The sequence below is a fragment of the Halosimplex marinum genome (assembly GCF_051414075.1).
GTDB classification, from domain to species: domain Archaea; phylum Halobacteriota; class Halobacteria; order Halobacteriales; family Haloarculaceae; genus Halosimplex; species Halosimplex marinum.
Genome location: NZ_JBLKNY010000003.1, coordinates 498,708 through 520,262, shown reverse-complemented (window position 1 = coordinate 520,262; position 21,555 = coordinate 498,708). Strand labels below are relative to the sequence as shown.

Here is a 21,555-nt window from a genome sequence, read left to right as displayed (position 1 = left end):
CGTCACGAAGTATGCTTCGCGATCTGATCTCCCGGGCGGCTCCCAGCTACGGCCACAGTTCGACGGGACCGACTGATCCGTGGTCACATCACGAAACCACCGAAATCGTCGGTCTCGGAGGGATCGCGCGACCGGTTCTGTCACATAGGTTCCTCATAAGTTACGAATTATATTTGCTATGGCGACAGAGCAAATATACACGGGTAACACAGAATAGAAACGCGCATTCTGGGAAACGCTTATGTATTACTACCCTGTATTTTGCGATAGATTATGACTGGATACTACGACATCGTCCTCGGCCTCATCCCGCTCGCGCTCGGCGGTATCGCGACCCTGCTCACCGTCTTCGGCGTCGCGCTCACGACGGCCGTCCCCGTCGCCTCGCTCGTGGCCGTCGGCCTCATCGGTCACGCGATGTTCGTCAACGGCCCCGTCGACTCGACGTCGGGCTCGACCGCGGCCGACGACGGCGGCTTCCAGCCGGCCGACTGAACTCCCGGTTCTCCGTCTACGCTCTGCGGTTCACGTTCTCCCACTTCCTTCCCGTTCCCGTACGCATAAGCCGCCGCTGGCCCTACCGGCGGGTATGACCGACGGGACGGCGCTGTTCCTGACAAGCGACGACGTACGCGGGCTCGCGACGCCCGCCGAGTACGTCGACGCGGTCCGCGAGGGATACCGCGAGCGCGGCGAGGGCGCCCCCGCTCGCCCGAGGACCCGCCTCACCGGCGGCGATCCGCCGGGGATGCTCACCGGCTACACGGCCATCCTGCCCGAGACCGGCGCGATGGGCGGGTACATGTACACCGGCGGGTTCGGCTCCGGCGACGCCCACTTCGTCCTCCCCCTGTTCGACGCCGAGACGGGCGCGCCGCTGGCCGTCTTCGACGGCGCGAGCCTCAACCCGTTCAAGACGGGCGCGACCGGCGCGGTCGGACTCGACGCGCTCGCCCGCGAGGACGCGACGGAACTGGCGGTGATCGGCAGCGGCTCGCAGGCCCGCGGCCAGCTCCGCGCGGCCGTCACCGTCCGCGAGTTCGAGACCGTCCGCGTCTACTCGCCGACCCGCGAGCACCGCGAGGCGTTCGCCGCTGCGATGGACGAGGAACTCGGCCCGACGGTGAGGGCCGTCGACTCCAGCGGCGCCGCGGTCGCCGGCGCCGACGCGGTCGTCACCGCCACGACGGCCTCGGAGCCGGTGTTCGACGGCGCGGACCTGGCCGACGGGGCCCACGTCACCTGCATGGGGCAGTACCACCCGAAGAAGCGCGAGGTCGACGCCGAGACGGTCGCCCGGGCGACCTACGTCCCGGATCTCCGCGAGCGCGTCGAGCGCGACGCCGGCGCGTTCCTGCTCGCCCGCGAGGAGGGCGCGATCGACGACGACCACGTCCACGCGGAGCTCGGCGAGATCGTCGCCGGCGTCGAGCCCGGCCGCACCGACCCCGGGGAGGTGACGCTGTTCGACAGCGGCGGCACGGCCATCGAGACGGTCGCCGCCGCCCATCTGCTCTACGAGCGGGCCGTCGACGCCGGACTCGGCCGGGAGATCGAGTTTCTGCCCGCCAGTCGGGCCTTCGAGGAGTGACAGCGGTCCGCGGCGGGACCGCTCAGCCGCCCTCCTCGACCGTGACGCCGCACGCGGGGCAGTTGCGTCGCGGTCCGTCGAACGGGTGGCCGCAGTATCGACACGATCCCGGCCGGTCGGAGTCGCGCCGTTCGGGAAGCCGAACGTCGATACGGTCGACGAGTCCGTTGCCGATCCGGTCACGCAGTCGGTCGCCGATTCGCATGATCGTCCTCCGTCAGGCGGCTTCCCCGCAGTTCCGGCAGCGGGCGCGGCCCGTACCCGGGTCGAACGCCAGTGCCACGTCGCCACAGTGCGGACAGCCGCGGTCGCTCCCGTCGCGGAAGCTGAGCCGGGGCGGGGCCGACCGTTCCGGACCGTTCGCCGTCGGTAGTTCGCTCTCGCTCATCCTGTCTGTGAACGGGTCGCACACTACCTAAAGCGTTGTGGGCATACGTCCCCGAATACCCTAATATTCTCTATACGCGTTTCGAATTTTCTCTCTATCGGATCGTATCGATCGTTTCTCCCGTCGAGAGACGGATGTCCGCCGGTATCGACTACAGGTAGGGGGCAATCCCGGTCGCCTGCGCGAGCGTGAGGCCGCTGGCGAGGGCGCCGAGGAGGTAGCCGGCGATGGTGCCGCCGTTGAGCAGGGGGAGCCCGGCGTGGGCGCGGCCCTTGAGGACCATCCACAGCAGGACGACCAGGCCGGCGGTCGTCCCGACCATGGCGGTGACCGCCGGGAGCGTCGCGGGGATCCCGAGCAGGTCGACCGTCGGGACGCCCGCCGGCGCGAAGAAGGCCGCGCTCGCCACCAGCACCGTCGGGATGACGGCGTCGCCCAGGCCGATGAACAGCGCCTCGCGGTCGAGTTCGAACTCGTCGTCGGACCCCTCCGTCGCGTCGGTGTCCGCCGTCGACTCGTCGGCGGGTCCACCGTTGGCGACTGTGGTCGCCGACCCCTCGGTGCCGTCTCCTTCGGGCGTCCCGTCGGAGTCTCCCTCCGCCGCCTCGTCGTCGTCCGCGTCGCTGACGGCTGCGGGCGTCCCGGCGTCGAGGTAGGAGTAGGATAGCGACAGCGGGACGACGAGGACGATGGGCACCTTGAGTTCCATGACGCCGGAGGCCAGCGTCAACATGTGCTCGGTGCCGTAGACGCTGATGGCGTCGTAGACGGCGAGCACGGTCAGGAGGACGAGCGCCGGGAGGATCCCGAAGCTGATGCCGAACAGGCCGGCCGCGCCGGCGCCCATCACGATCCCCGCGGCGTCGATGACGTACCACTCGGGGTGGACCCACAGCGCGACCCCCAGGAGGAGTCCCCCCGCCCACGCGATGGCGTTGAGCGAGAAGCCGCCGACGGGTATCGTCACCACCGGCGGGACGAGCACCCGGAGGACGAACAGGCCGATGTACGCGCCGGTCCCCACGAGCAGGAGCCGGAGCAGCCAGTCGACGCCGAAGCGGATGATCGCCAGCATGACGCCGGTCATCACGAGGATGAACCCGATGTAGACGAGGCTGTTCGTCGGGTCCTGGGGGTCGGCGGTGGCCTGGTAGCCCGCCGACTGGAACGGCCCGACCAGCGCGAGCGCCCCCAGCTGGACGAGCAGGAAGATCCCGACGACGGCCCCCGAAGCGACGTACGCGCGCGACCGCTGGTCCATGCCGACACCTCGGCCACGACGCGTTTGAGGGTTACGCTGCGGTCACGCGAGCCGCTCGCCCAGAAGCGGCGCGCCGACGGCGCCCCCGACCGCCAGCGCGGTCCCGACGAACGCCAGCGCCAGCGCCGGTTCGAACGCTTCGAGTGCGGCGAACAGAAGTCCCGAGACGAGGAGGACGCCGAACCCGGCGAAGATCTCCCCGCGGTGGGTCGGGTGGGCCGCCGTCGAGTCGGCGACGCCCCGCCAGACGGCCCAGCCGCCGAGGGCGCCGCCGATGGCCGCCACGCTGTCGAACGTGAACCCGTTGAGCAGGCCGACGAGGCCGACCGCGACCGCGACCCCGAGGACGCGCCCCGGGTCGGTCCCCTCGTCGGCGAACCGGTAGAGCGTGCCGAGCAGGGCCGCGCCGACCGCGGCCCCGACGACCACGTCGACGAGGTAGTGGACCCCTAGGACGAGCCGCGAGAGCGCGACGAGGGTGATTACTCCGGCGGCGACGCCGAACCGCTGGCGTGCCGTCCCCCAGTCGACGACCAGCGCCAGCCCGCCCCAGACCATCGTCGTCCCGAGCGCGTGGCCGCTCGGGAACCCGGGGCCGTCGGCGGTCGTGGCGCTCTCCAGCAGGGCGGACAGCGCCCCCGGGGCCCACGCCAGCGCCGGCGGGTCGGCCGCGCCCGGCGGGCGGCCGAGCCCGAAGAAGCCCTTCAGCGCGCCGATGACGGCGACGTAGGTCAGCGCGAGGGCGAACACGAACAGCGCGCGCCGGCGGTCGACGCCCAGGACGGGGAACTCCTCGCCGGCGACGAACAGCGTCCCGCCGAGGAGAAAGAGCAGCCAGCCGTCGCCGAGCTGGGTGACCAGCCCGAACAGCACCACGACCGGCCACTCGGCCAGCCCGTGGAGCGTCTCCGTGACCCCGACGCCGCGCCCGTTCGGAAACAACTGCATCGCCACGTCGGTTGGATCCCCAGCCGTGTAAGCTATCGGGCTTCGAAGCCGAGCGAGGCGGACCCCGAGTCAGCGCGCGTACAGCGCCGACCCCACAAGCCCGGGGAGATGCACCTCGTCGTCGGTCGTCACCGCCAGGTACGGCCGCTCGACGGGGCCGAACACGTCGACCACCCGACCCAGGTCGTCGAGGTTCTCGTCGACGACGGGCGTCCCGATGTCGACGTGGTCGGCGTCGGGCGCGCGGACGACTGCGAGGTGCTGGGCGATCCGGACGACCTCGCCGACGCGTCTCACCGCGATCCCTCCACCGCGGTCACTCCCGGATGACGCCGAGGTAGGCGGCGACGGCGCCCAGCAGGTCGGTCTTGCTCGCGTCGTCGGCGTCCTTGACGAGGACGCGCCCGCGGGGCTCGTACTCCCGGGGGTAGGTCTTCTCGCGCTCGATGACGGCGTCGTAGCCCACCTGCTGGACGGCCTGTGCGATCTCGTCGACCGTCGGCTCCGGCACCGCGAGGTCCGACGCCACCCGACGCCCCTCGCTGCGCGTGCAGGTGGCGTCGAGCGCCGCCGGCCAGATGACGTTCTCGACCATACCCGACGGTGAGAACCCGGCTACGTAAGGGTCTTTCCGGTCGCTACTCGATCGTGGAGTGTTTCTCGGGAACGTGACCGCGACCGCGGGAGAACGTCGGTCTCGACAGCGAGGGACCGAACCGCCGCGAACAGCGTGAAAGCCCCGACGCGTTCGACTCCCGCGGTTCGCTGCGCTCCTCGGGCTTCGCCCTGCGGTGCTTGCTTCTCCGGGGTTCGTCGAACGCGTCGCCCCTTTCATTCCCACCCGCACAGACTGACCATCCGGCTGGCACGGGCGGGAATGAAAGGGGCGGCCGTCTTCGGGAAGCCCGACGACGCAAGCACTGGAACGAGCGAAGCGAGTGAAGCGCGCAGCGAGGCGCGCGACCGAAGACGGCCGGGGCTTTCACGCTGTCTGCGGTTGCGGTGGTTCACTCGCCAGTCGCACCGATCCTTCGCGTCACCGGGCACTCCGCGAAAAATCAGAGGGGTTTCGAAGCGTTACCGGCGTCGAGCGACGAGCGCACCCGCCAGCAGGGCGACGAGCGCCGTCGCCGCGGCGAATCCGGAGCCGTCGCCGCTGGTGGTCTCGTCGACACCGGTGGTGTCGCTCGCCGTGGGCGACATCGACTGGTCGGCGTCCATCATCGTCGCCGTCACTGTCTCGTCGGCGTCCATCCCGGCCGTCGCGGTCGGCGTCGGCGTCGTACACGTCGCGGGCTGGGGCGTCTCGACCGCCGAGAAGTCGATGCTCTCGTAGGCCTCGGGGTGGAGCGCCTGCGCGATCGTCTTCAGCGCCTCGACGTTCTTCGGCCCGTTCTGGGTCATGAAGTTGCGGTTCACGCGGACGACGTTGCCCTCCTGAACCGCGGTCGTCTCGTTGAACGTCGGTGTCTTCGGGACCGACCCGTACTGGCCGTTCTGGATGATCCACTCGGGGTCGCGTTCGGTGATGATCTCGTTGCTGAGCGTGCCGTAGTTGTTGGTGGTGTTGATCTCGCCGGCGGCGATGTTGTCCCCGCCCGCCGCGGCGACGATCTGGCCGACGAACGTCTCTTCGCCGGCGGTCCAGCCGCCGCCGAGATGGAAGAACACGTCGGGGTTCTCCTGGCCGCTGACGGCGTCACGAACCGCCTGGACCTCGCCCTGCATCCGGGCGCTGACCTGGCCGGCCGCCTCGTAGTTGCCGGTCAGCTGCCCGTACAGCTCGACCTTGTCGGACACGTCCTCCAGGGAGGCCGCGCCCTCGAACTTGTAGACCGTCAGGTCGCTGGCGCGCAGCGTCTCGACGGTCTCGTCGGGGACGACGTTCGGCGCGAGCACCAGGTCCGGCTCGGCGCCGATCACGGACTCGACCTTGATCGAGCCGTCGTCGTTGACCACGTCGGTCTTGCCCTCGGTGTCGTTCAGGTAACCCAGGTAGTAGTCCTGGGGCATCGCGACCGTCTCGTCGTCCGCGCCGATGCTCCAGAGGATCTGGGCGGCGCTCGGCGCGAGCGCGGCGAGCCGGTCGGGGTCCTCGTCGATCGTTACCTCCGTTCCCGTCGCGTCGGTGACGGTCATCGGGTACGTGCAGTGCGTGTCCGCGAGCGCGCCCGCGCTCGCCGCACCCGCCTCCGACGCACCCGCGACTGCGCCGGCGCCGGCCGCGGCGGGGACCGCGCCCACCGCCGCCAGCACCAGTAGCGCCGCACCGACGACTGCCGTCGCGTCTCTCATGGCGTCCGGCGGTGCGGGCTTTTGCAATAAATATTTACCTACTGCAACCAGACTTGATGTCAGCATGGCAGTCCGGAGGAGGGCCGCGGGGTGGTCGGCGGGACTGACCGGCCTGCTGGTGGCCGTCGCGCTCGTCAGCGCCACGATCGGTCCGGTGAGCGTCCCGTTGCCGGCCGTCGCGAAGGCGGCGCTCAACGCCGTCGGCGTCCCCACCGGCCTCGGCGTCGGCAGCGGCACGGTCGCGCTGTTCGGCGCCACCGCGACGGTGCCGGTTCCGGACCCTTCCTACACCTACCTGTTCTCGTTCCCGGTCGACGCGACGAGCGAGACCATCGTCCGGCGGATCCGCCTGCCGCGGATCGCGCTGGCGGCGACGGTCGGCTTCGCGCTGGCCGCCGCCGGGACCGTGATGCAGGGCTTCTTCCGCAACCCGATGGCCGACCCCTCGATCATCGGCGTCTCCTCCGGCGCCGCGGTGGGCGCCGTGGCGACCATCGCACTCTCCTTCTCGGGGCCGTACGCGCTACAGACGGCCGCGTTCGTCGGCGCCGTCGTCAGCGCGTTCGTCGTCTACCTCGTCGCCACGGAAGGCGGCCGGACGCCGACGGCGACGCTACTGCTCGCGGGCGTCGCGATCCAGACCCTGCTCGGCGCGGTCGTCTCCTACCTCCTCCTGCGGGCCGGCGAGAGCCTCGAACAGGCGCTGTACTGGCTGATGGGCGGCCTGCTCCGCAACGCCGTCTGGACCGACGTGGCCGTCACCGTCCCCGTCGCGGCGGTCTGCTTCGCCGTCCTCCTCGCCTACGGCCGGGACCTCAACGTCCTCCTGCTCGGCGAGGCCGACGCCCACACGCTGGGGATCGAGGTCGAGCGCACCAAGCGGATCCTCTTGGCGGTCTCCAGCGTCGCCACCGCGGCGGCCGTCGCCGTCGCCGGTTCCATCGGCTTCGTCGGCCTCGTCGTCCCGCACATGATGCGCCTGCTCGTCGGCCCCGACCACCGGATCTTGCTGCCGACGAGCGCCGTCGCCGGTGGCGCCTTCCTCGTCGCCACGGACACCGTCGCCCGCTCGGGGAGCGTCGAGGTCCCCGTCGGCATCGTCACCGCCGTCCTCGGCGCCCCCTTCTTCCTCTATCTCCTCCGCACCCGGGAGGTGCACTCGCTGTGACGCCGGCCCTTCCCGATGCGCTCGACGGGTTCCTCGGCGACGGCCGGGGTCGCCTGGGGGAGGAGTCCACGCCGGCCGGCACCGACCCGACGGCCGCCGACGGCCCGCTCCTGGCGGTCGAGGACGTGTCGCTGTCCTACGGCGACCTGTCGGTCCTGTCGGGCGTGTCGCTGTCGGTCGCGTCGGGGGAGTTCGTCGGCCTCGTCGGGCCGAACGGCGCCGGGAAGACCACGCTCCTGCAGGCGATCAACGGCGTGCTCGCGCCGGATTCGGGGCGGGTCCGCGTCGGCGGGGAGACGGTCGCGGATCTGTCCTCCCGGGCGGCGAGCCGGCTGGTCGCGACGGTCCCCCAGGACACGACCGTGGCCTTCGACTTCGCGGTCGAGGACATCGTCGAGATGGGACGGACCCCCTACCACGGGCGGTTCAGCGGCGACCCCGACGCCGGGCAAGCGGTCGACCGCGCGCTCGAACGGACCGAGACCGAGCGATTCCGCGACCGGTCGGTCGCCTCGCTCAGCGGCGGCGAGCGCCAGCGGGTCGTCCTCGCCCGCGCGCTCGCCCAGGAGACGCCCGCCCTGGTCCTCGACGAGCCGACGGCGAGCCTCGACGTGAACCACCAGGTCCGGACGCTCGAACTCGTCGCCGACATGGTCGACGCCGAGGGCAAGGCGGCGCTGGCGGCGATCCACGACCTCGACCTGGCGGCCCGCTTCTGCGACCGGCTGGCCGTCCTCGCCGACGGCGACCTGCTGGCGGTCGGCCCGCCCGAGGACGTGCTGACGGCCGACACCCTGGGGGTCGCCTTCGACACCGACGCCGCCGTCCTGCCGAACCCGGTGACCGGGACGCCGGCGGTGACGGCGCTGCCGGAGCCGGGCGAGCTGGACCGGCGGGTCCACGTCCTCGGGACCGGCCCGCGGGCGGCCCGCGTGGTCTCGGCGCTCGCGACCGCGGGCGCGACGGTGACCGCCGGTGCGCTCCCGGCCGGGGACGTGGCCGCCGAGACGGCCCGCGAACTCGCGGCCGAGGTAGTGACCGCGCCCGCCTTCGCGGGACTGGACGGCGAGGCGGAGGCCGCGACCCGCGAGTGCCTGGCGGCGGCCGACGCGGTCGTCGTCGTCGAGCCGCTCGCTCCCCCGCTCGCGGCGCTCGCCCGCGACCGCGACCCGGTGGTCCGCGTCGCGGCCGACGACGACCCCGCGAGCGCGGCGGCGGAACTCGACGGCGCTGGCGCGGACGACGGGCGACCGGGGAGCGGTGGGCGAACCGGAGACGGCGGTGAGCGCGACGACGGGTCGGCGGGCCCTCGGACGGGACCCGGCGGCGACCGGCCGCCGGTCGAGGCCGCGGTGCGAGCGACCCCGGAGACGGTCGCGGCCGGCGTCCGGCGGGCGCTCGACGGATCGGTCTCGGCCGACGACTGAGCGGCAGAGGCAACCGGAGAGCGGAGCCGAGCGACGACCGTCGGCCGATCGCCGTCGTTCGTGGACACAACAGTTAATGGGGGTCGTACAGACTCCCGACTATGATGGACGTAGACGTGAACAAGCCGACGCTGCTGGTCGCGGGGGGCGGCGCGGTGGCGCTGGTGGTCGTCGCGGTGCTCGTCGGCGCCGCCCTGAGCCAGCCGAACGCGCCGGTGACGGGGGAGCCGGAGACCGCGACGCCCGTCGAGGCGACGGACCTGCCGACGCTGGCGCCGACGGTGACGGGGACGGCGGGGGGGACGGCCACCGCCGCGGCGACGCCGACGCCCACGCCGACCGCGACGCCGACGGCGTATCCGACGCTCACGCCGACAGTGACGCCGACAGCGACGCCGACTGCGACGCCCGCCCTGACGGAGATCCCGGCCGAGGCGTTCGACGAGCGGGAGATCGAGCGGCTGGTCGGCGAGTACGTCAACGACCGCCGGGCGAGCGAGGGGCTCGACCCGCTCGACAACGAGGGCAAGGGGGTCGACCGCCTCACCGAGATGGCGCGCGAGCACAGCGTCCAGATGGCCAACGTCGGCGAGGCGATCCACCGGATCGACGGTGTCACCAGCGCCGAACGCTACCGCGACCACGAGCTCTACGACCGCTGTCGCTGGTCGTCGCCGGACGGCAACACGCTCCGGACCGCCGACGACAACGCGCTGGAGGCGGTCGGCCGGACGGTCGCGGGCGACCCGGACCATCGAGTCAACGGGAGCCGCCAGTTCAACGGCAACGAGAGCGCGGTCGCCCGGGCCATCGTCGAGTCGTGGTGGGAGACGGACACCTACCGCCCGCGCCTGACCTACCCGAACGCCGACGAGATCGGCGTCGGGGTCGAGATCACCCGACGGAACGACGTGTTCGTCACGGCGAACGTCTGCTGAACCGGCGGAGCGCCGTTCGGTCCGGACGGTCTTCGACGGGCGGTTTCAACTCGGAAGGCGCGCGGGTCGTTCTCGATAGCGGCGGGGGGCCGATCAGCCGGCGGGGAGACCGAGCGGCCGGCGGAAAAGGGAGGTCACTCGGCGTGGCGGCTGATCTCGTTGAACGCGGCCTGGAAGTCGTCGAACTCGGCGAGCGCGTCGTCCATCTCGGCGCGCAGCGACTCGGCGCGGTCGCGCAGTCGGGCGACCTCGTCGCTGTCGTCCAGTTCCGCGTCGGTCTTCTCCGCCTCCAGGAGGGCGACCTTCGAGGTGACCTCCAGGTACTCGGTGAGCCGGTCGTCGTAGCGGCTGGCGGTGAGCTGTTGCTCGATGGCGGCGACCAGGTCGTCCTTCTGGACGGGCTTGCAGAGGTAGTCGTCGAAGGGCATGTCGACGATGTCGAAGTCCGGGTCGACGGCGGTGATCATGACGACCCGCGTGTCCAGGCCCCGCTCGCGGATCGTCGACAGCACCTCGTCGCCGGACACCTGCGGCATCCGCCGGTCGAGCAGGACCACGTCGACCGACTCGTCGACGGCTTCCAGCGCCTCCTCGCCCCCGTAGGCCGTCTCGGTGTCGTACTCGTCGCGGAGACGCAGCGCGTACACGTCGGCGACCTCGGCCTCGTCGTCGACGATGAGCACCCGCGGCTCGGTACTCGTCTCGTTCACGGCCCGATCTGATGCGACGATCCTATGTAAGTGCGTGGGTGTCGGCCAACGGCCGCCGGTTCTCAGGCGGTCTGCCGGCGGTCCGCGCGGGGCGAACGGGTTCGGGTCTCCCGACCGACAGGACCGCGGGGTCGACGAGACCACCGAGTCGACGGGGTCACCGGGCCGACCCGGCCGGCGGCGACAGCGTCGGCGCGCGGTTCGACCGCGGTAGGGTGGGCCAAACACAATCCCTTTGCCGGTACCCTCCCAAGACCGGGTAATGTCGAGGTGCGACGAGTGCGGCAAGCAGGAGAACATGCCGTACCAGTGTCGCCACTGCGGCGGCACGTTCTGTGCGGAACACCGCCTCCCCGAGAACCACGGCTGTCCGGGGCTGGACAACTGGTCGGACCCCGGGGGCGTCTTCGACAGCGGCTTCGACGACAGCGTCGCCGACGACGCCGGCGGGGGCGGTCTGAGCGACCGCCTCGGGATCGACACCGGCCCCGGCGGCCCGCTGGGCTACTTCCGCGGGAACATGACCTACGTGTTCCTCGGGCTGATGTGGATCACCTTCTTCCTCCAGCTCGTGGTCGAGCTGATCGCGCCCGGGCTCGCGGAGGCGATCTTCGTGCTCTCGCCGGCTCACCCCGAGTACGTCTGGACGTGGTTCACTTCCATCTTCGCCCACGGCGGCTTCGGCCACATCGCCGTCAACAGCATCGTGATCTACTTCTTCGGCCGCCTCGTCGAGGACTACGTCGGCTCGCGGGACTTCACCCTCCTCTTCCTCGGCAGCGGCGCGCTCGCCGGCCTCGGCCAGGTCGGCTTCCAGATCTACCAGTACGGCGGGATCCCGGAGGCCGCCCCGGGGGTCGTCGGCGCCAGCGGCGCGGCCCTGGCTATCATGGCCGTGCTCACGGTCCTCAACCCTAACCTCACGGTGTACCTGTACTTCCTCCTCCCCGTGCCGCTGTGGCTGCTGACCGTCGGCTACACCGGCTACACCGTCTTCCAGATCCTCTCGGCCGGCATCGGCGCCGGCGGCACCGCACAGCTCGCCCACCTCCTCGGGCTCGGGATCGGTCTGCTGTACGGCCAGCACGTCAAGGGCCGCCACCGGATCCCCGACCAGCTACAGTTCGGCGCCGGCGGACGCGGCCCCGGCGGTCCCGGTGGTCCGGGCGGCCCCGGCGGCCGCGGCCCGTTCTGATGAGGTTCGTTCCGATGGCGATCGTTCTGAGGGCGGCCGTTCCGACGGAGGCCCGCTGATGGAGGTCGTCCGCCCAGAGTTCGTCCCCGACGCCTCGCTCTCCCGGGAGGACATGGAGGACCTCCAGCGGGAGATCGCCGAGGTCGCCGCCTTCGAGGACGACCTGTCCGTCGATCCCGCCGCGATCTGCGGGGAGGCCGGAGGCACCGACGCTGCCACCGACGACGCACAGGCCAGCCTCGACGCGGTCGGTGCGGACGCCGACGACGCCGACGCGACCGAAGGCGGGGGCCCTGCGGACGACCCCCCGCTGGTCGCCGGCGTCGACCAGGCGTTCGTCGACGACCACGCCGTCAGCGCCGTCGTCGCCCTGCGCGGCGGCGAGGTGGTCGAGCGCGCCTACGCCGTCGAACCCGTCGAGATCCCCTACATCCCGGGCCTGCTGAGCTTCCGCGAGGGGACGGCCATCCTCTCGGCGTTCGCGGCGCTGGAACGGGACCCGGATATCGCCCTCGTCGACGGCAGCGGCCGCATCCACTTCCGCGAGGCCGGCATCGCGACTCACGTCGGCGTCACGCTCGATCTGCCCACCGTGGGTGTCGCCAAGAACCCGCTCTGTGGTACCCCCCGCGAGTCGCTCGACCGGAAACTCCCTCAGGGAACCCGCGTCGCCATCGAGGCCGACGCGGACGTGGAGACCGCCGAACCCGGGACGCATATCGGCGACGCCGTCCAGACTCGCCAGTTCGAGAACTCGGACCGGTACGTCAACCCCCTCGTCGTCAGCCCCGGCCACCGCGTGAGCGCCGACACCGCCGCCGATGTCGTGCTGGCCTGCGCCGCCGGCTACAAGCTGCCCGAACCCACGAGGCTCGCCGACGGTTACGCCGACGAGGTCAAGGCCGAAGTCCGCGAGCAGTTGGAGTAGCGCGGTCCGTCACTCCCCGCCGAGCGTCGCGGCGAGCAGGAACGTCTCCGAGCGGGTCGCCCGGAAGTCGACGGAAAAGCCCGCGTCCTCGAACGCCGCGGCGGCGTGGTCGGCGTCGTAGCGCTCTTCGACAGGTGGGCCGCGTTCGCCCGGCCCCACCGCGGTCCAGTCGACGACCGCCACGCGGCCGCCCGGTCGCAGGACGCGGCCGAGTTCCTCGACCGCCTCGCCCGGGAGTTCGTGGTAGGTCATCGTCGCGACGGCTCCGTCCAGCGCGCCGTCGTCGAACGGCAGGTCGTCGGCGCCGCTCGTGACCAGTTCGACGTTCTCCGGGACGCCCTTCTCGCGGTAGCGGTCGTGCATCGCCGCCTGCACGTCCAGGGCGTAGACCGTGCCGGCGTGGGGCGCCACGTCGTCGGTGAAAAAGCCCGTGCCGCTCCCCACGTCGACGACCGCGTCGTCGGCCCCGGGGTCGAGCGCCCAGAGGAGTTCCTCCGCCGAGCAGTTGCGGTACCGGCGGGCGGCGTCCTCCAGTCGGTCGGCGTCGTCTGCGGGGAACGTGTGGTGACCCATCGCTTCGGAGTTGCGGCCGCGCGGTGATATAGGTCCCGGCACGCCACGACAGCGGTGTTCGGTTTTCCGCGTAGTAGCGACCGTTTTCGGCTCGTCGGCTCCGGGATCGGCGATACAGCCGCCCGAATACTCGTCAGGACTGACGGGCAAAATACTTACCCGGACTCGCTGACAGTTCCGGTGTATGCTCGCTTTCGTGCTCTGGGGAGGAGGGGGCCAAGGACCCATCAGTCACGGCGGCGGCGGGACCGCTTTCGGACCATTCGGCAATCAACTGGCCGCAGCGCTCGTCTTCGCGCTGCTGTTCCTCCCGCTCATCTGGCGGCCGATCGGGCTGTGGGGCACAGTCGCTGTCGTGTACGGCGGTCTCGCACTCACGACCCTCTACAGGGCGCTACGATAACCGCCCGACGAGCGGCGACCCCTGTCCGACTGTGGCGGATAGGGACGATCAGTTACCGACGTACGCTCCGTAGTCGGTACACCGGTCTCGATAGACGGCAGAACGTTCTCGGGCCGATGGGGGTAACTCCGTCGCCTGCGCTGAACACTGACCCCCACCCTTAACCCTCGCTCCGGCGAACCTGCGCCCATGGCAGACATCCTCGTCTACGGCTCGTACGGCTACACCGGGCGGTTGGTCGTCGAGGAGGCGACCGACCGCGGGCTGGACGTGGTCGTCGCCGGCCGCGACCGCAACGCCGTCGAGAACCAGGCGATCCGGCGGGGCTGCGAGGAGCGCGTGTTCGCGCTGGACGAGCCGCGACTGCTCGACCTCGCGCTGGAGGAGGTCGAGGCGGTCCTCAACTGCGCGGGGCCGTTCGCGGAGACGGCCGAGCCGGTGGTCGAGGGGTGTCTGCGGACCGGCACCCACTACCTCGACATCACCGGCGAGATCGAGGTGTTCGAGCGACTCGCGAGGGAGGGCGAACAGGCCGAAGACGCGGGGATCACGGTCCTCCCCGGCGTCGGCTTCGACGTGGTCCCCACCGACTGCCTCGCGGCCCACCTCGCCGAGCGGCTACCCGACGCCGACCGCCTCGCGCTGGGGTTCGAGGCGTCGGGCGGGATCTCCCCGGGCACCGCGAAGACGGCCGTCCGCGGCCTCGGCGAGGGCGGCGCCGTCCGGCGTGCGGGTCGCATCGAGTCAGTCCCCATCGGCGATGAGACACGGCGGATCGACTTCGGCCGGGGCGAGCGGACCGCGATGGCGATCCCCTGGGGCGACGTGTCGACCGCCTACCACACGACCGGGATCGGGAACGTCGCCGTCTACACCGCCGTCCCGTCGTGGGCGCCGCCGGTCGTCCGCGTCAGTCGGTTCCTCGGGTCGGTCGCCGGCGCCGGTCCCGTGCGGTCGCTGCTCGATTCGCTGGTCGACGCCAGCGTCGAGGGTCCCGACGAGCGCGAGCGCCGCGAGGGCGAGAGCTACGTCTGGGGCGAGGCGCGACGATCGGAAGCGCCTCGAAGCGAGCGGCAGGGCCGCGAGCGGGGCGAGGTCGAGACCGCCGACGGCGACCGCGCGGTCTCCCGACTCGTCACGCCCGAGACGTACCGGCTGACGAAACTGACGGCCGTCGAGATCGCCGAGCGCGTCGCCGACGGCGAGGCGCCGACCGGGTTCCGGACGCCCGCCGGCGCCTTCGGCCCGGACCTGATCCTCGACATCGAAGGCGTCGAGCGAACGGACGAACCGATCGAGAACACCGCCGACGAGTCACCGGAGTCGTCAGGCTGACCCGTCGTCCGCGTCGCCATCGGCGGCTTCTTCGCTCCCGTCGCCGCCGTAGTGCTCGCGCTCGACGCGCTCGTCGAACAGCCGCGCGAGCAGCCGCGTCATCGGGCCGACATCGACCTCGATGCCGTCGACGCTCGTGACGGGGCGAACCTCCCAGGTGGAGTTGGTGAGAAAGACCTCGTCGGCGCCGCGCAGGTCGTCGAGCGTGTACCGGCTCGTCCGCACCGAGAACCCCTCCGACTCGGCCAGCTCCATGACGACCGACCGCGTCACGCCGGGGAGGATCGGCAGGTCGGCGCTCGGCGTCTTCAGCGTCCCGCCGTCGACGAAGAAGAGGTTGCTCGCCGCGCCCTCGGCGAGGTAGTCGTCGGTCGTCCGCATCACGGCCTCGTCGGCGGCGAACTCCTCGGTCGCGGCACGTCGGAGTTCCAGGCGGGCGAGGATGCCCGGGAGGTAGTTGTGGGTCTTGGCGTCGGCCGGGACCGACTCGGCGGGCGGGCGCCGCGTCCGGACAGTCTGGACGGTCGCCGGTTCGTCCCAGACGGGATCGCCGTCGACGCCGCCGCGGCCCAGCGGCGCGACGTAGACGACGACCGTCGGGTCCACGTCGGGGTCGGGCGTGAGCTTGCCGGGCTGGACGCCCCTCGTCACCGACACCTTGCAGTACGCGTCGTCGAGCTCGTTGGCGGCCAGCGTCTCCGCCACCCGCTCGCGGAGGTCGTCGGGGACGGCGCCGGCGAACCCGAGCGTCTCGGCGGTCCGCCGGAGGCGGTCGCGGTGGGCCGCCCACTCGAAGGGCTCACCGCCGTAGACGCGCAGCGTCTCGAAGGCCCCGTCGCCGTACATGAACCCCCGGTCGCGGACGGAGACGGTCGCCTCGTCGGCGGGGATGAGGTCGCCGTTCACGTGGTAGGTGAGGGGGTCGTCGGCCCCACTACCAGACTCATCGTCGCTCACAGCGATCCCTCCAGGCTCATGCGGCAGAACGTCTCTATCATCTGCTTGCCGTGTTCGGTGAGGATGCTCTCGGGGTGGAACTGGACGCCGACGTGGGGCCGCTCGCGGTGGCGCACGCCCATGAGGACGCCCGCCTCGTCGTCCGTGTGCGCGGTCTCGACCAGCGAGTCGGGCAGGTCCGCCCGCTCGACGGCCAGCGAGTGGTAGCGGCCCACCTCGAAGCGGTCGGGCAGCGCCCGGAAGACGCCGCGGCCGTCGTGGCCGACGGTGGAGGGCTTGCCGTGGACGACCGCCTCGGCGTGGCCGACGGGTGCGCCGGCGACCGCACACAGCGCCTGGTGGCCCAGGCAGACCCCGAGCGTGGGGTACTCCAGATCGCGGAAGATCGGCATCGAGACGCCCGCCTCCTGCGGGGTGCCGGGACCGGGGGAGACGACGATAGCGTCGGGGTCGATCTCTCGGATCTCGGCCACGTCAACCGCGTCGTTGCGGCGGACGAGGACCTCGCCGTCGGTGACCTCGGGGAGCCAGTCGGCGGTCGTGACGACCTCGCCGACGTCCTGCGACCGCGTCGCAGGGCCCGGTGAAGTGACAACTTCACCGACGTACTGGACGAGGTTGTAGGCGAAGGAGTCGTAGTTGTCGACGACGAGGACCGTCATCCCCTCGACGCGGTCGACGGCAGTCGCGTCCGCGGCGAGACGGTCGCCGTCGGCGGTGGCGTCGGGGTCGACCGACGGGACGCTCCCGACGCCGGGCGCGGACGGCTCAGTCATGGTCCTCCACGGTGAAGGCGGCGCGGTCGCCCAGCGCCGCGTCGACGGCGGTCACGAGCGCCCGGCCCTTGTCGAGGGTCTCCTCGAACTCCCGGTCGGGAACCGAGTCGTGGACGACCCCGGCGCCGACCCGGAGGTGGTACTCCTCGCCGTAGCGCACCAGGGTCCGGATGACGATGTTCAGCGTCGCGCGGCCGTCGAACCCGAAGATCCCGACGCTCCCGGTGTAGGGGCCCCGGCGGGTCGCCTCCACCTCGTCGATGATCTCCATCGTCCGGGGCTTGGGCGCGCCGGTGATGGTCCCGCCGGGGAAGACGGCCGCGACGGCGTCGCCGAGGTCGAACTCGGGGCGCAGGCGGCCCTCGACGAGCGAGACGAGGTGCATCACCTCCGAGTAGCGGTCGACGCGGCGGTACTCGGTGACGTCGACGGAGCCGTACTCGCTGACCTTCCCCAGGTCGTTGCGCTCCAGGTCGACCAGCATCGCGTGCTCGGCCCGTTCCTTCTCGTCGCTCGTCAGGTCCTCGGCCAGGAACTCGTCCTCCTCGTCGGTCTCGCCGCGCGGGCGCGTGCCGGCGATCGGCTCCGTCAGGAGCCGCTCGCCCTCCCGTTCCAGCAGGAGTTCCGGACTGGCGCTCACCAGGTCGACCCCCGGAAATTCCAGCAGGGCCGAGTAGGGCGCGGGGTTCACAGTTCGGAGCGCGTCGAAGGCGGCGACGGGGTGGACGGCCGCCGGGGCGGTGAGCCGCTGGGAGACGTTGGCCTGGAACGTGTCGCCGTCGCGGATGTACTCCTTGACTCGGCGCACGCGGTCGGCGAAGGCCGCCCGGCCGCAGTCGCTCTCGAAGCGGGCCTCGTCGGCTGCGACCGGCGGGTCCCCCACTTCGGGGTCGCCCTCGACGGCCGCCCTGGCGAGTTCGAGCGCCCGCTCGCGGCCGCGGTCGTATATGTCAGTCGGCGCGGTGTCGGTATCGACCCGCGGGCAGGCCGTGACCCGGAGCGTCGTCTCCTCGCCCTCGCGGGGTTCCTCCCAGGCGGCGATCCGGTCGTAGACGCCGACCTGCAGGCGCGGGAGCTCGCGGTCGCTGTCGGCGGAGTCGGGCAGGTCCTCGAGTTCGCGGGCCACGTCGTAGGAGAGCCAGCCGACGGCGCCACAGGGGTAGGGCACGTCGCAGTCGCCCCGGACCAGCGACTCGGCGGCGAGCCGGTCGACCAGCGCGCCGATGCTCGGTGACTCGCCGGCGGGGGCGCCCGCGGCGTCGTCGGCCGAGACGGTGAGGCGGTCGACGGGGTCGACGCCGAAGTAGCCCCAGCCGGACTGGCCGCCGGTGGTCTCGAGGTGGAACCCGCCGGGGCCGTCGCGGGCGCGGCGGTAGGCGTCGAACGGGTCGGTCACGGACACGCGGACCTCGACGGGGACGCGGGCGCCGGCCGGCGCGTCCGCCGCGGCCCGCTCGAAGGCGTCCCGGTCGGTCACGACCCTGGGCATTACTACGGGAGAAGCACGGGGGAGGTAATCGGTTTTCGGTCCCCGCAAGGGGAGCGGTCAGTAGAGCTTCGCCTGCTCGACCCAGTTCTCGACGCGCGACTCGGCGATGTCCGTCTCCTCGGCCAGCGCCGCGGGGTCGGCCCCGGCCAGGCCGCCGACGCCGTCGACGCCCGCCTCGCGCAGCCGTTCCGCGTAGGTCGGCCCGATCCCCTTGATGTCCTCCAGCTCCGCGTCGGGTGCGGGATCGGTCGGTGCGTCCGCCTCGGCGTCGTCGGCCTCAGCTTGGGCGTCGCCCGCGTCATCACCCTCGGCTTCGGCGTCGCCAGCGTCCTCGGTGTCGGCCTCCGTCTCGACTTCGGTGTCGGCCTCCGTCTCGACTTCGGTGTCGGCCTCCGCCTCGGCTCCGGTGTCGGTCGAAGCAGTCTGTTCGGTCGCGGTGTCGGTCCCCTTGACCGCGTCCTCGCTCGCGGTCGCGGGTTCGTGCTCGACGGTCACGTCGACGCCGTCGCCGGACGCCCCGCCGCCCGCTCCGGGGTCGTCGCCCGGGGACGGGCCGTCGGTGGAGGACGCTGCCGGCTGGGAAGTCGAAGAAGACGCGCCCAGCCCGAGTGCGGACTTGATACGCTCGATGAGCCCCATGGGGAGCAATAGCGGACCCCATCACTTAACCTCTTTCTGCACTCGCCGGGGAGGGCAGGACCCGTCGTTTCCGCCGACGGCTCGGCGGTCGGTTGGACCGCGGCCGCCGCGGCGGCCCGCTGACTGGGTCGTGAGTGGTTCCTCTCGGGACTCAGAGCCGCTCGCGTAGCGCCTCGTTCATCGCGTCGACCGGCGCCTCGCGGCCGGTCCACCGCTCGAACGCCTCGACGCCCTGATACAGCAGCATCCAGGCGCCGTCGACGGTGGTCGCGCCGGCGTCGGCCGCGTCGCGGAGCAGGCGCGTCTCCAGCGGCCGGTACACCGCGTCGAGCACGCCCAGGTCGCCGTGCAGCGCGTCAGCTGGGACCGGCGACTCGTCGGACTCCATCCCGACGCTGGTGGCGTTGACCAGCACGTCCGCGTCGGCCAGCAACTCGGGGAGAGCGTCGAGGCTGTGGCCCGTCGCCTCCCGAACTTCGTCGGCGAGGTCGTGTGCCTTCGACTCGGTGCGGTTGGCGACCCGGACCGTCATCCCCTCGTCGGCGAGGCCGAACGCGACCGCGCGGCCGGCGCCGCCGGCGCCGACGACGACGGCCGTCCCCGAGAGCGCCACGTCGTGGGCCCGGAGCGCCCGCGTCGCGCCGACGGCGTCGGTGTTGTGGCCCGTCGGCTCGCCCCCCGAGAAGTCGACGGTGTTGACCGCGCCGATGCGGCGGGCGAGCGAGTCCGGTTCGACCGCCGCCAGCACGTCCTGTTTGAACGGGATCGTGACGTTCAGCCCGGCGACGCCGAGGTCGGCGGCGCCCTCGACCGCCGCGGCGGCCCCGTCCTTCGGCGGTTCGAACGTGACGTAGCGGGCGTCGACGTCGAGCGCCTCGTAGCCCGCCTCGTGCATCGGCGGGGACAGCGAGTGGCCCACCGGGTTGCCGATGAGTCCGTAGACGTCCATACCGGCTCCAGCGGGGCCGCCGACAAAACGTGTTCCGTCTCGGCCCGCCGCGGACGGACGACGTGGGCCAGGACCGCGGGGACCGGCGACGCGGTCCGTCCCGTCCGGCCCGGACCGCGAGGACGGCCGGGGATGCGAGGGCGGTCGGGAGCACGGGATTCGCAACTGTTTCAAGCGGAGGTGTCGTGGCCCGATACAGTGAGTCGCCTCAGTCATCCGCTGGTGCAGGTCGCCGGAGCGCTCGCCCTGACGGCCGGGTGGGTCGCGGCCGTCCTCACCGGCACGGACCTGGGAACCGTCCCGACCGTCGTCGTCAGCGGCGTGGCCGTCCTCGGCGCCTCGTTCCTGCTCGCGTGGGGCGCCGAGACCGCCGAGAAGGACGTGCCCCGGGCGTTCGCCATCGCCGTCCTGGCGGTGCTGGCGGTCGCCCCCGAGTACGCCGTCGACGCGCTGTACGCCTGGAGCGCCGGGTCGGGCGGCGCGACGACCGCGGCCTGTAACCAGCTCACGCCGGCGGAGATCGAGGCCGGCGCGACGACCCTCGCGCAGGCCTGCCACGACGCCAACCTCGCGGTCGCGAACATGACCGGCGCCAACCGCATCCTCATCGGGGTCGGCTGGGCCGGCATCGCCGTCTTCACCGTCTACCGGGCCGCCAAGACCCGCGACCCCGCGGTCCGCGACCGCGAGGGGTGGCTGGCCGACGCCGTCACGCTCGACCGCGGCATCGCCACCGAGGTCGCCTTCCTCTTCCTCGCGACGCTGTGGGCCTTCTTCGTCCCCCTGTTCGGCGGCATCGACGCGCTCGACACCGCCCTGCTCGTCGGCCTCTACGTCACCTACATCCTCATCATCATCCGCGGCGATGTCGACACCGAGGAGGAACACGTCGGCGTCCCCAACTACTTCCAGTCGTGGTCGCTCCCCTGGCGCCCGATGGTCGTGCTCGCCCTCTTCGGCTACTCCGGCGCGATGATCTTCTCGGCCGTCGAGCCGTTCGCCCACGGCCTCGAACAGATCGGGGTCAACAACGGCATCCCCGAGTTCTTCATGATCCAGTGGATCGCGCCGCTGGCCAGCGAATCGCCCGAGCTGATCGTCGTGGTCGTCCTCGTGAACAAGGCCCGCTCGACCGCCGGGTTCAACGCGCTGATCTCCTCGAAGCTCAACCAGTGGACGCTACTCATCGGGACGCTCTCGGTCGTCTTCTCGCTCGCCTACGGCCAGTACGGCGTGCTCCCGTTCGACCAGAAGCAGGCCGCCGAGATCTGGATCACCGCCGCCCAGAGCTACTTCGCCCTGGCGGTGCTGGTCAACTTCGAGATCAGCGTCCGCGAGGCAGTCACCATCTTCGTCCTCTTCATCTCGCAGGTGGCCCTGGAGTTCGTCATCATCCGCGACCTGTTCGCGATGCCGGTGTCCAGCTACGAGCTCCTGCTGGTCTACGCGGCCGCCTACGGGCTCATCGGGACCGCGCTGTTCGCTCTCCGCCGCGAGGCGCTGAAACGGATGCTCGGACTGGCCGCCGACGCCGGCCGAACCGCGCTCGGCCGCGAGCCCGTCCACCCGGAGTTCGCCGACTGAG

At 71.8% G+C, this 21,555-nt stretch carries 22 protein-coding genes; 9 read left to right on the top strand and 13 right to left on the bottom strand.

Annotated elements, in window-relative coordinates; all coding sequences use genetic code 11:
- Positions 1-273 precede the first annotated feature (273 nt).
- Entirely contained in the window at positions 274-495 is a 222-nt protein-coding gene (locus tag ACMGFI_RS03590; protein ID WP_436907403.1) for a DUF8015 family protein, read from the top strand.
- Between the two features lie 94 nt (positions 496-589).
- Positions 590-1,591: an ornithine cyclodeaminase family protein gene (locus ACMGFI_RS03585; protein ID WP_436907400.1), complete on the top strand. Its 1,002-nt coding sequence runs from the start codon at positions 590-592 to the stop codon at positions 1,589-1,591.
- Between the two features lie 217 nt (positions 1,592-1,808).
- On the opposite strand, the gene ACMGFI_RS03580 is transcribed toward ACMGFI_RS03585, so the two are convergent.
- The 6 genes from ACMGFI_RS03580 to ACMGFI_RS03555 all read right to left on the bottom strand — a co-directional run bounded on the left by ACMGFI_RS03580 (position 1,809) and on the right by ACMGFI_RS03555 (position 6,483).
- The gene (locus tag ACMGFI_RS03580; RefSeq protein WP_436907399.1) at positions 1,809-1,979 is read right to left on the bottom strand and encodes a hypothetical protein; all 171 of its coding nucleotides are present in this window, start codon (positions 1,977-1,979) and stop codon (positions 1,809-1,811) included.
- Positions 1,980-2,130: 151 nt separating this feature from the next.
- On the bottom strand, positions 2,131-3,240 hold the full coding sequence (locus ACMGFI_RS03575) for a presenilin family intramembrane aspartyl protease PSH (RefSeq protein ID WP_436907398.1): 1,110 nt from the start codon (positions 3,238-3,240) through the stop codon (positions 2,131-2,133).
- A gap of 42 nt (positions 3,241-3,282) precedes the next feature.
- Positions 3,283-4,188: a phosphatase PAP2 family protein gene (locus ACMGFI_RS03570; protein ID WP_436907397.1), complete on the bottom strand. Its 906-nt coding sequence runs from the start codon at positions 4,186-4,188 to the stop codon at positions 3,283-3,285.
- Positions 4,189-4,257: 69 nt separating this feature from the next.
- Positions 4,258-4,485 carry an H/ACA ribonucleoprotein complex subunit GAR1 gene (locus tag ACMGFI_RS03565; RefSeq protein ID WP_436907396.1) on the bottom strand — a complete coding sequence of 76 codons (228 nt, stop codon included), beginning with the start codon at positions 4,483-4,485 and terminating at the stop codon, positions 4,258-4,260.
- Positions 4,486-4,504: 19 nt separating this feature from the next.
- Entirely contained in the window at positions 4,505-4,783 is a 279-nt protein-coding gene (gene srp19 / locus ACMGFI_RS03560; RefSeq protein WP_436907395.1) for a signal recognition particle subunit SRP19, read from the bottom strand.
- A 482-nt stretch (positions 4,784-5,265) separates the two neighbouring features.
- Positions 5,266-6,483, bottom strand: a complete 1,218-nt coding sequence (locus ACMGFI_RS03555) for a PGF-CTERM-anchored ABC transporter substrate-binding protein (protein WP_436907394.1) — start codon at positions 6,481-6,483, stop codon at positions 5,266-5,268.
- 64 nt (positions 6,484-6,547) lie between these two features.
- Between ACMGFI_RS03555 and btuC the strand changes: the two genes are divergently transcribed.
- From btuC to ACMGFI_RS03540, 3 genes are all read left to right on the top strand, one after another.
- Positions 6,548-7,651, top strand: a complete 1,104-nt coding sequence (gene btuC, locus ACMGFI_RS03550; RefSeq protein WP_436907392.1) for a vitamin B12 ABC transporter permease BtuC — start codon at positions 6,548-6,550, stop codon at positions 7,649-7,651.
- Positions 7,648-9,078, top strand: coding sequence for an ATP-binding cassette domain-containing protein (locus ACMGFI_RS03545; RefSeq protein ID WP_436907390.1), 1,431 nt, complete (start codon positions 7,648-7,650; stop codon positions 9,076-9,078). The genes btuC and ACMGFI_RS03545 overlap by 4 nt, the downstream gene beginning before the upstream one ends.
- Positions 9,079-9,179: 101 nt before the next feature.
- Positions 9,180-10,016 carry a CAP domain-containing protein gene (locus tag ACMGFI_RS03540; RefSeq protein ID WP_436907389.1) on the top strand — a complete coding sequence of 279 codons (837 nt, stop codon included), beginning with the start codon at positions 9,180-9,182 and terminating at the stop codon, positions 10,014-10,016.
- A 134-nt stretch (positions 10,017-10,150) separates the two neighbouring features.
- Here ACMGFI_RS03540 and ACMGFI_RS03535 read toward each other — a convergent pair whose 3' ends face one another.
- Entirely contained in the window at positions 10,151-10,726 is a 576-nt protein-coding gene (locus ACMGFI_RS03535; protein ID WP_436907387.1) for a response regulator, read from the bottom strand.
- Positions 10,727-10,988: 262 nt separating this feature from the next.
- Between ACMGFI_RS03535 and ACMGFI_RS03530 the strand changes: the two genes are divergently transcribed.
- Entirely contained in the window at positions 10,989-11,921 is a 933-nt protein-coding gene (locus ACMGFI_RS03530; RefSeq protein ID WP_436907385.1) for a rhomboid family intramembrane serine protease, read from the top strand.
- A 58-nt stretch (positions 11,922-11,979) separates the two neighbouring features.
- Positions 11,980-12,849 carry an endonuclease V gene (locus tag ACMGFI_RS03525; protein ID WP_436907382.1) on the top strand — a complete coding sequence of 290 codons (870 nt, stop codon included), beginning with the start codon at positions 11,980-11,982 and terminating at the stop codon, positions 12,847-12,849.
- A gap of 9 nt (positions 12,850-12,858) precedes the next feature.
- On the opposite strand, the gene ACMGFI_RS03520 is transcribed toward ACMGFI_RS03525, so the two are convergent.
- Complete coding sequence (locus tag ACMGFI_RS03520; RefSeq protein WP_436907381.1) at positions 12,859-13,422, bottom strand: class I SAM-dependent methyltransferase; 564 nt, start codon at positions 13,420-13,422, stop codon at positions 12,859-12,861.
- 592 nt (positions 13,423-14,014) lie between these two features.
- On the opposite strand from ACMGFI_RS03520, the gene ACMGFI_RS03515 reads away from it, so the two are divergent.
- The gene (locus tag ACMGFI_RS03515) at positions 14,015-15,160 is read left to right on the top strand and encodes a saccharopine dehydrogenase family protein (RefSeq protein WP_436907379.1); all 1,146 of its coding nucleotides are present in this window, start codon (positions 14,015-14,017) and stop codon (positions 15,158-15,160) included.
- Here the strand turns inward: ACMGFI_RS03515 and ACMGFI_RS03510 are convergent.
- The 5 genes from ACMGFI_RS03510 to ACMGFI_RS03490 form a co-directional block, all read right to left on the bottom strand.
- A complete protein-coding gene (locus ACMGFI_RS03510) occupies positions 15,152-16,117 on the bottom strand; it encodes an aminotransferase class IV (protein ID WP_436907377.1) in 966 nt (321 codons plus the stop codon). The genes ACMGFI_RS03515 and ACMGFI_RS03510 overlap by 9 nt on opposite strands.
- Positions 16,114-16,893 carry an anthranilate synthase component II gene (locus ACMGFI_RS03505; RefSeq protein ID WP_436907376.1) on the bottom strand — a complete coding sequence of 260 codons (780 nt, stop codon included), beginning with the start codon at positions 16,891-16,893 and terminating at the stop codon, positions 16,114-16,116. The genes ACMGFI_RS03510 and ACMGFI_RS03505 overlap by 4 nt, the downstream gene beginning before the upstream one ends.
- The gene (gene pabB, locus ACMGFI_RS03500) at positions 16,886-18,382 is read right to left on the bottom strand and encodes an aminodeoxychorismate synthase, component I (protein WP_436907375.1); all 1,497 of its coding nucleotides are present in this window, start codon (positions 18,380-18,382) and stop codon (positions 16,886-16,888) included. The genes ACMGFI_RS03505 and pabB overlap by 8 nt, the downstream gene beginning before the upstream one ends.
- 57 nt (positions 18,383-18,439) lie before the next feature.
- Positions 18,440-19,021 carry a helix-hairpin-helix domain-containing protein gene (locus ACMGFI_RS03495; RefSeq protein WP_436907374.1) on the bottom strand — a complete coding sequence of 194 codons (582 nt, stop codon included), beginning with the start codon at positions 19,019-19,021 and terminating at the stop codon, positions 18,440-18,442.
- Positions 19,022-19,172: 151 nt separating this feature from the next.
- Positions 19,173-19,970 (bottom strand): shikimate dehydrogenase, encoded by a 798-nt coding sequence (locus ACMGFI_RS03490; RefSeq protein ID WP_436907372.1) that lies wholly within the window; start codon positions 19,968-19,970, stop codon positions 19,173-19,175.
- 198 nt (positions 19,971-20,168) lie between these two features.
- Here ACMGFI_RS03490 and ACMGFI_RS03485 point away from each other — a divergent pair, with 198 nt between their 5' ends.
- On the top strand, positions 20,169-21,554 hold the full coding sequence (locus tag ACMGFI_RS03485) for a calcium:cation antiporter family protein (RefSeq protein ID WP_495849317.1): 1,386 nt from the start codon (positions 20,169-20,171) through the stop codon (positions 21,552-21,554).
- Position 21,555: the final 1 nt, after the last annotated feature.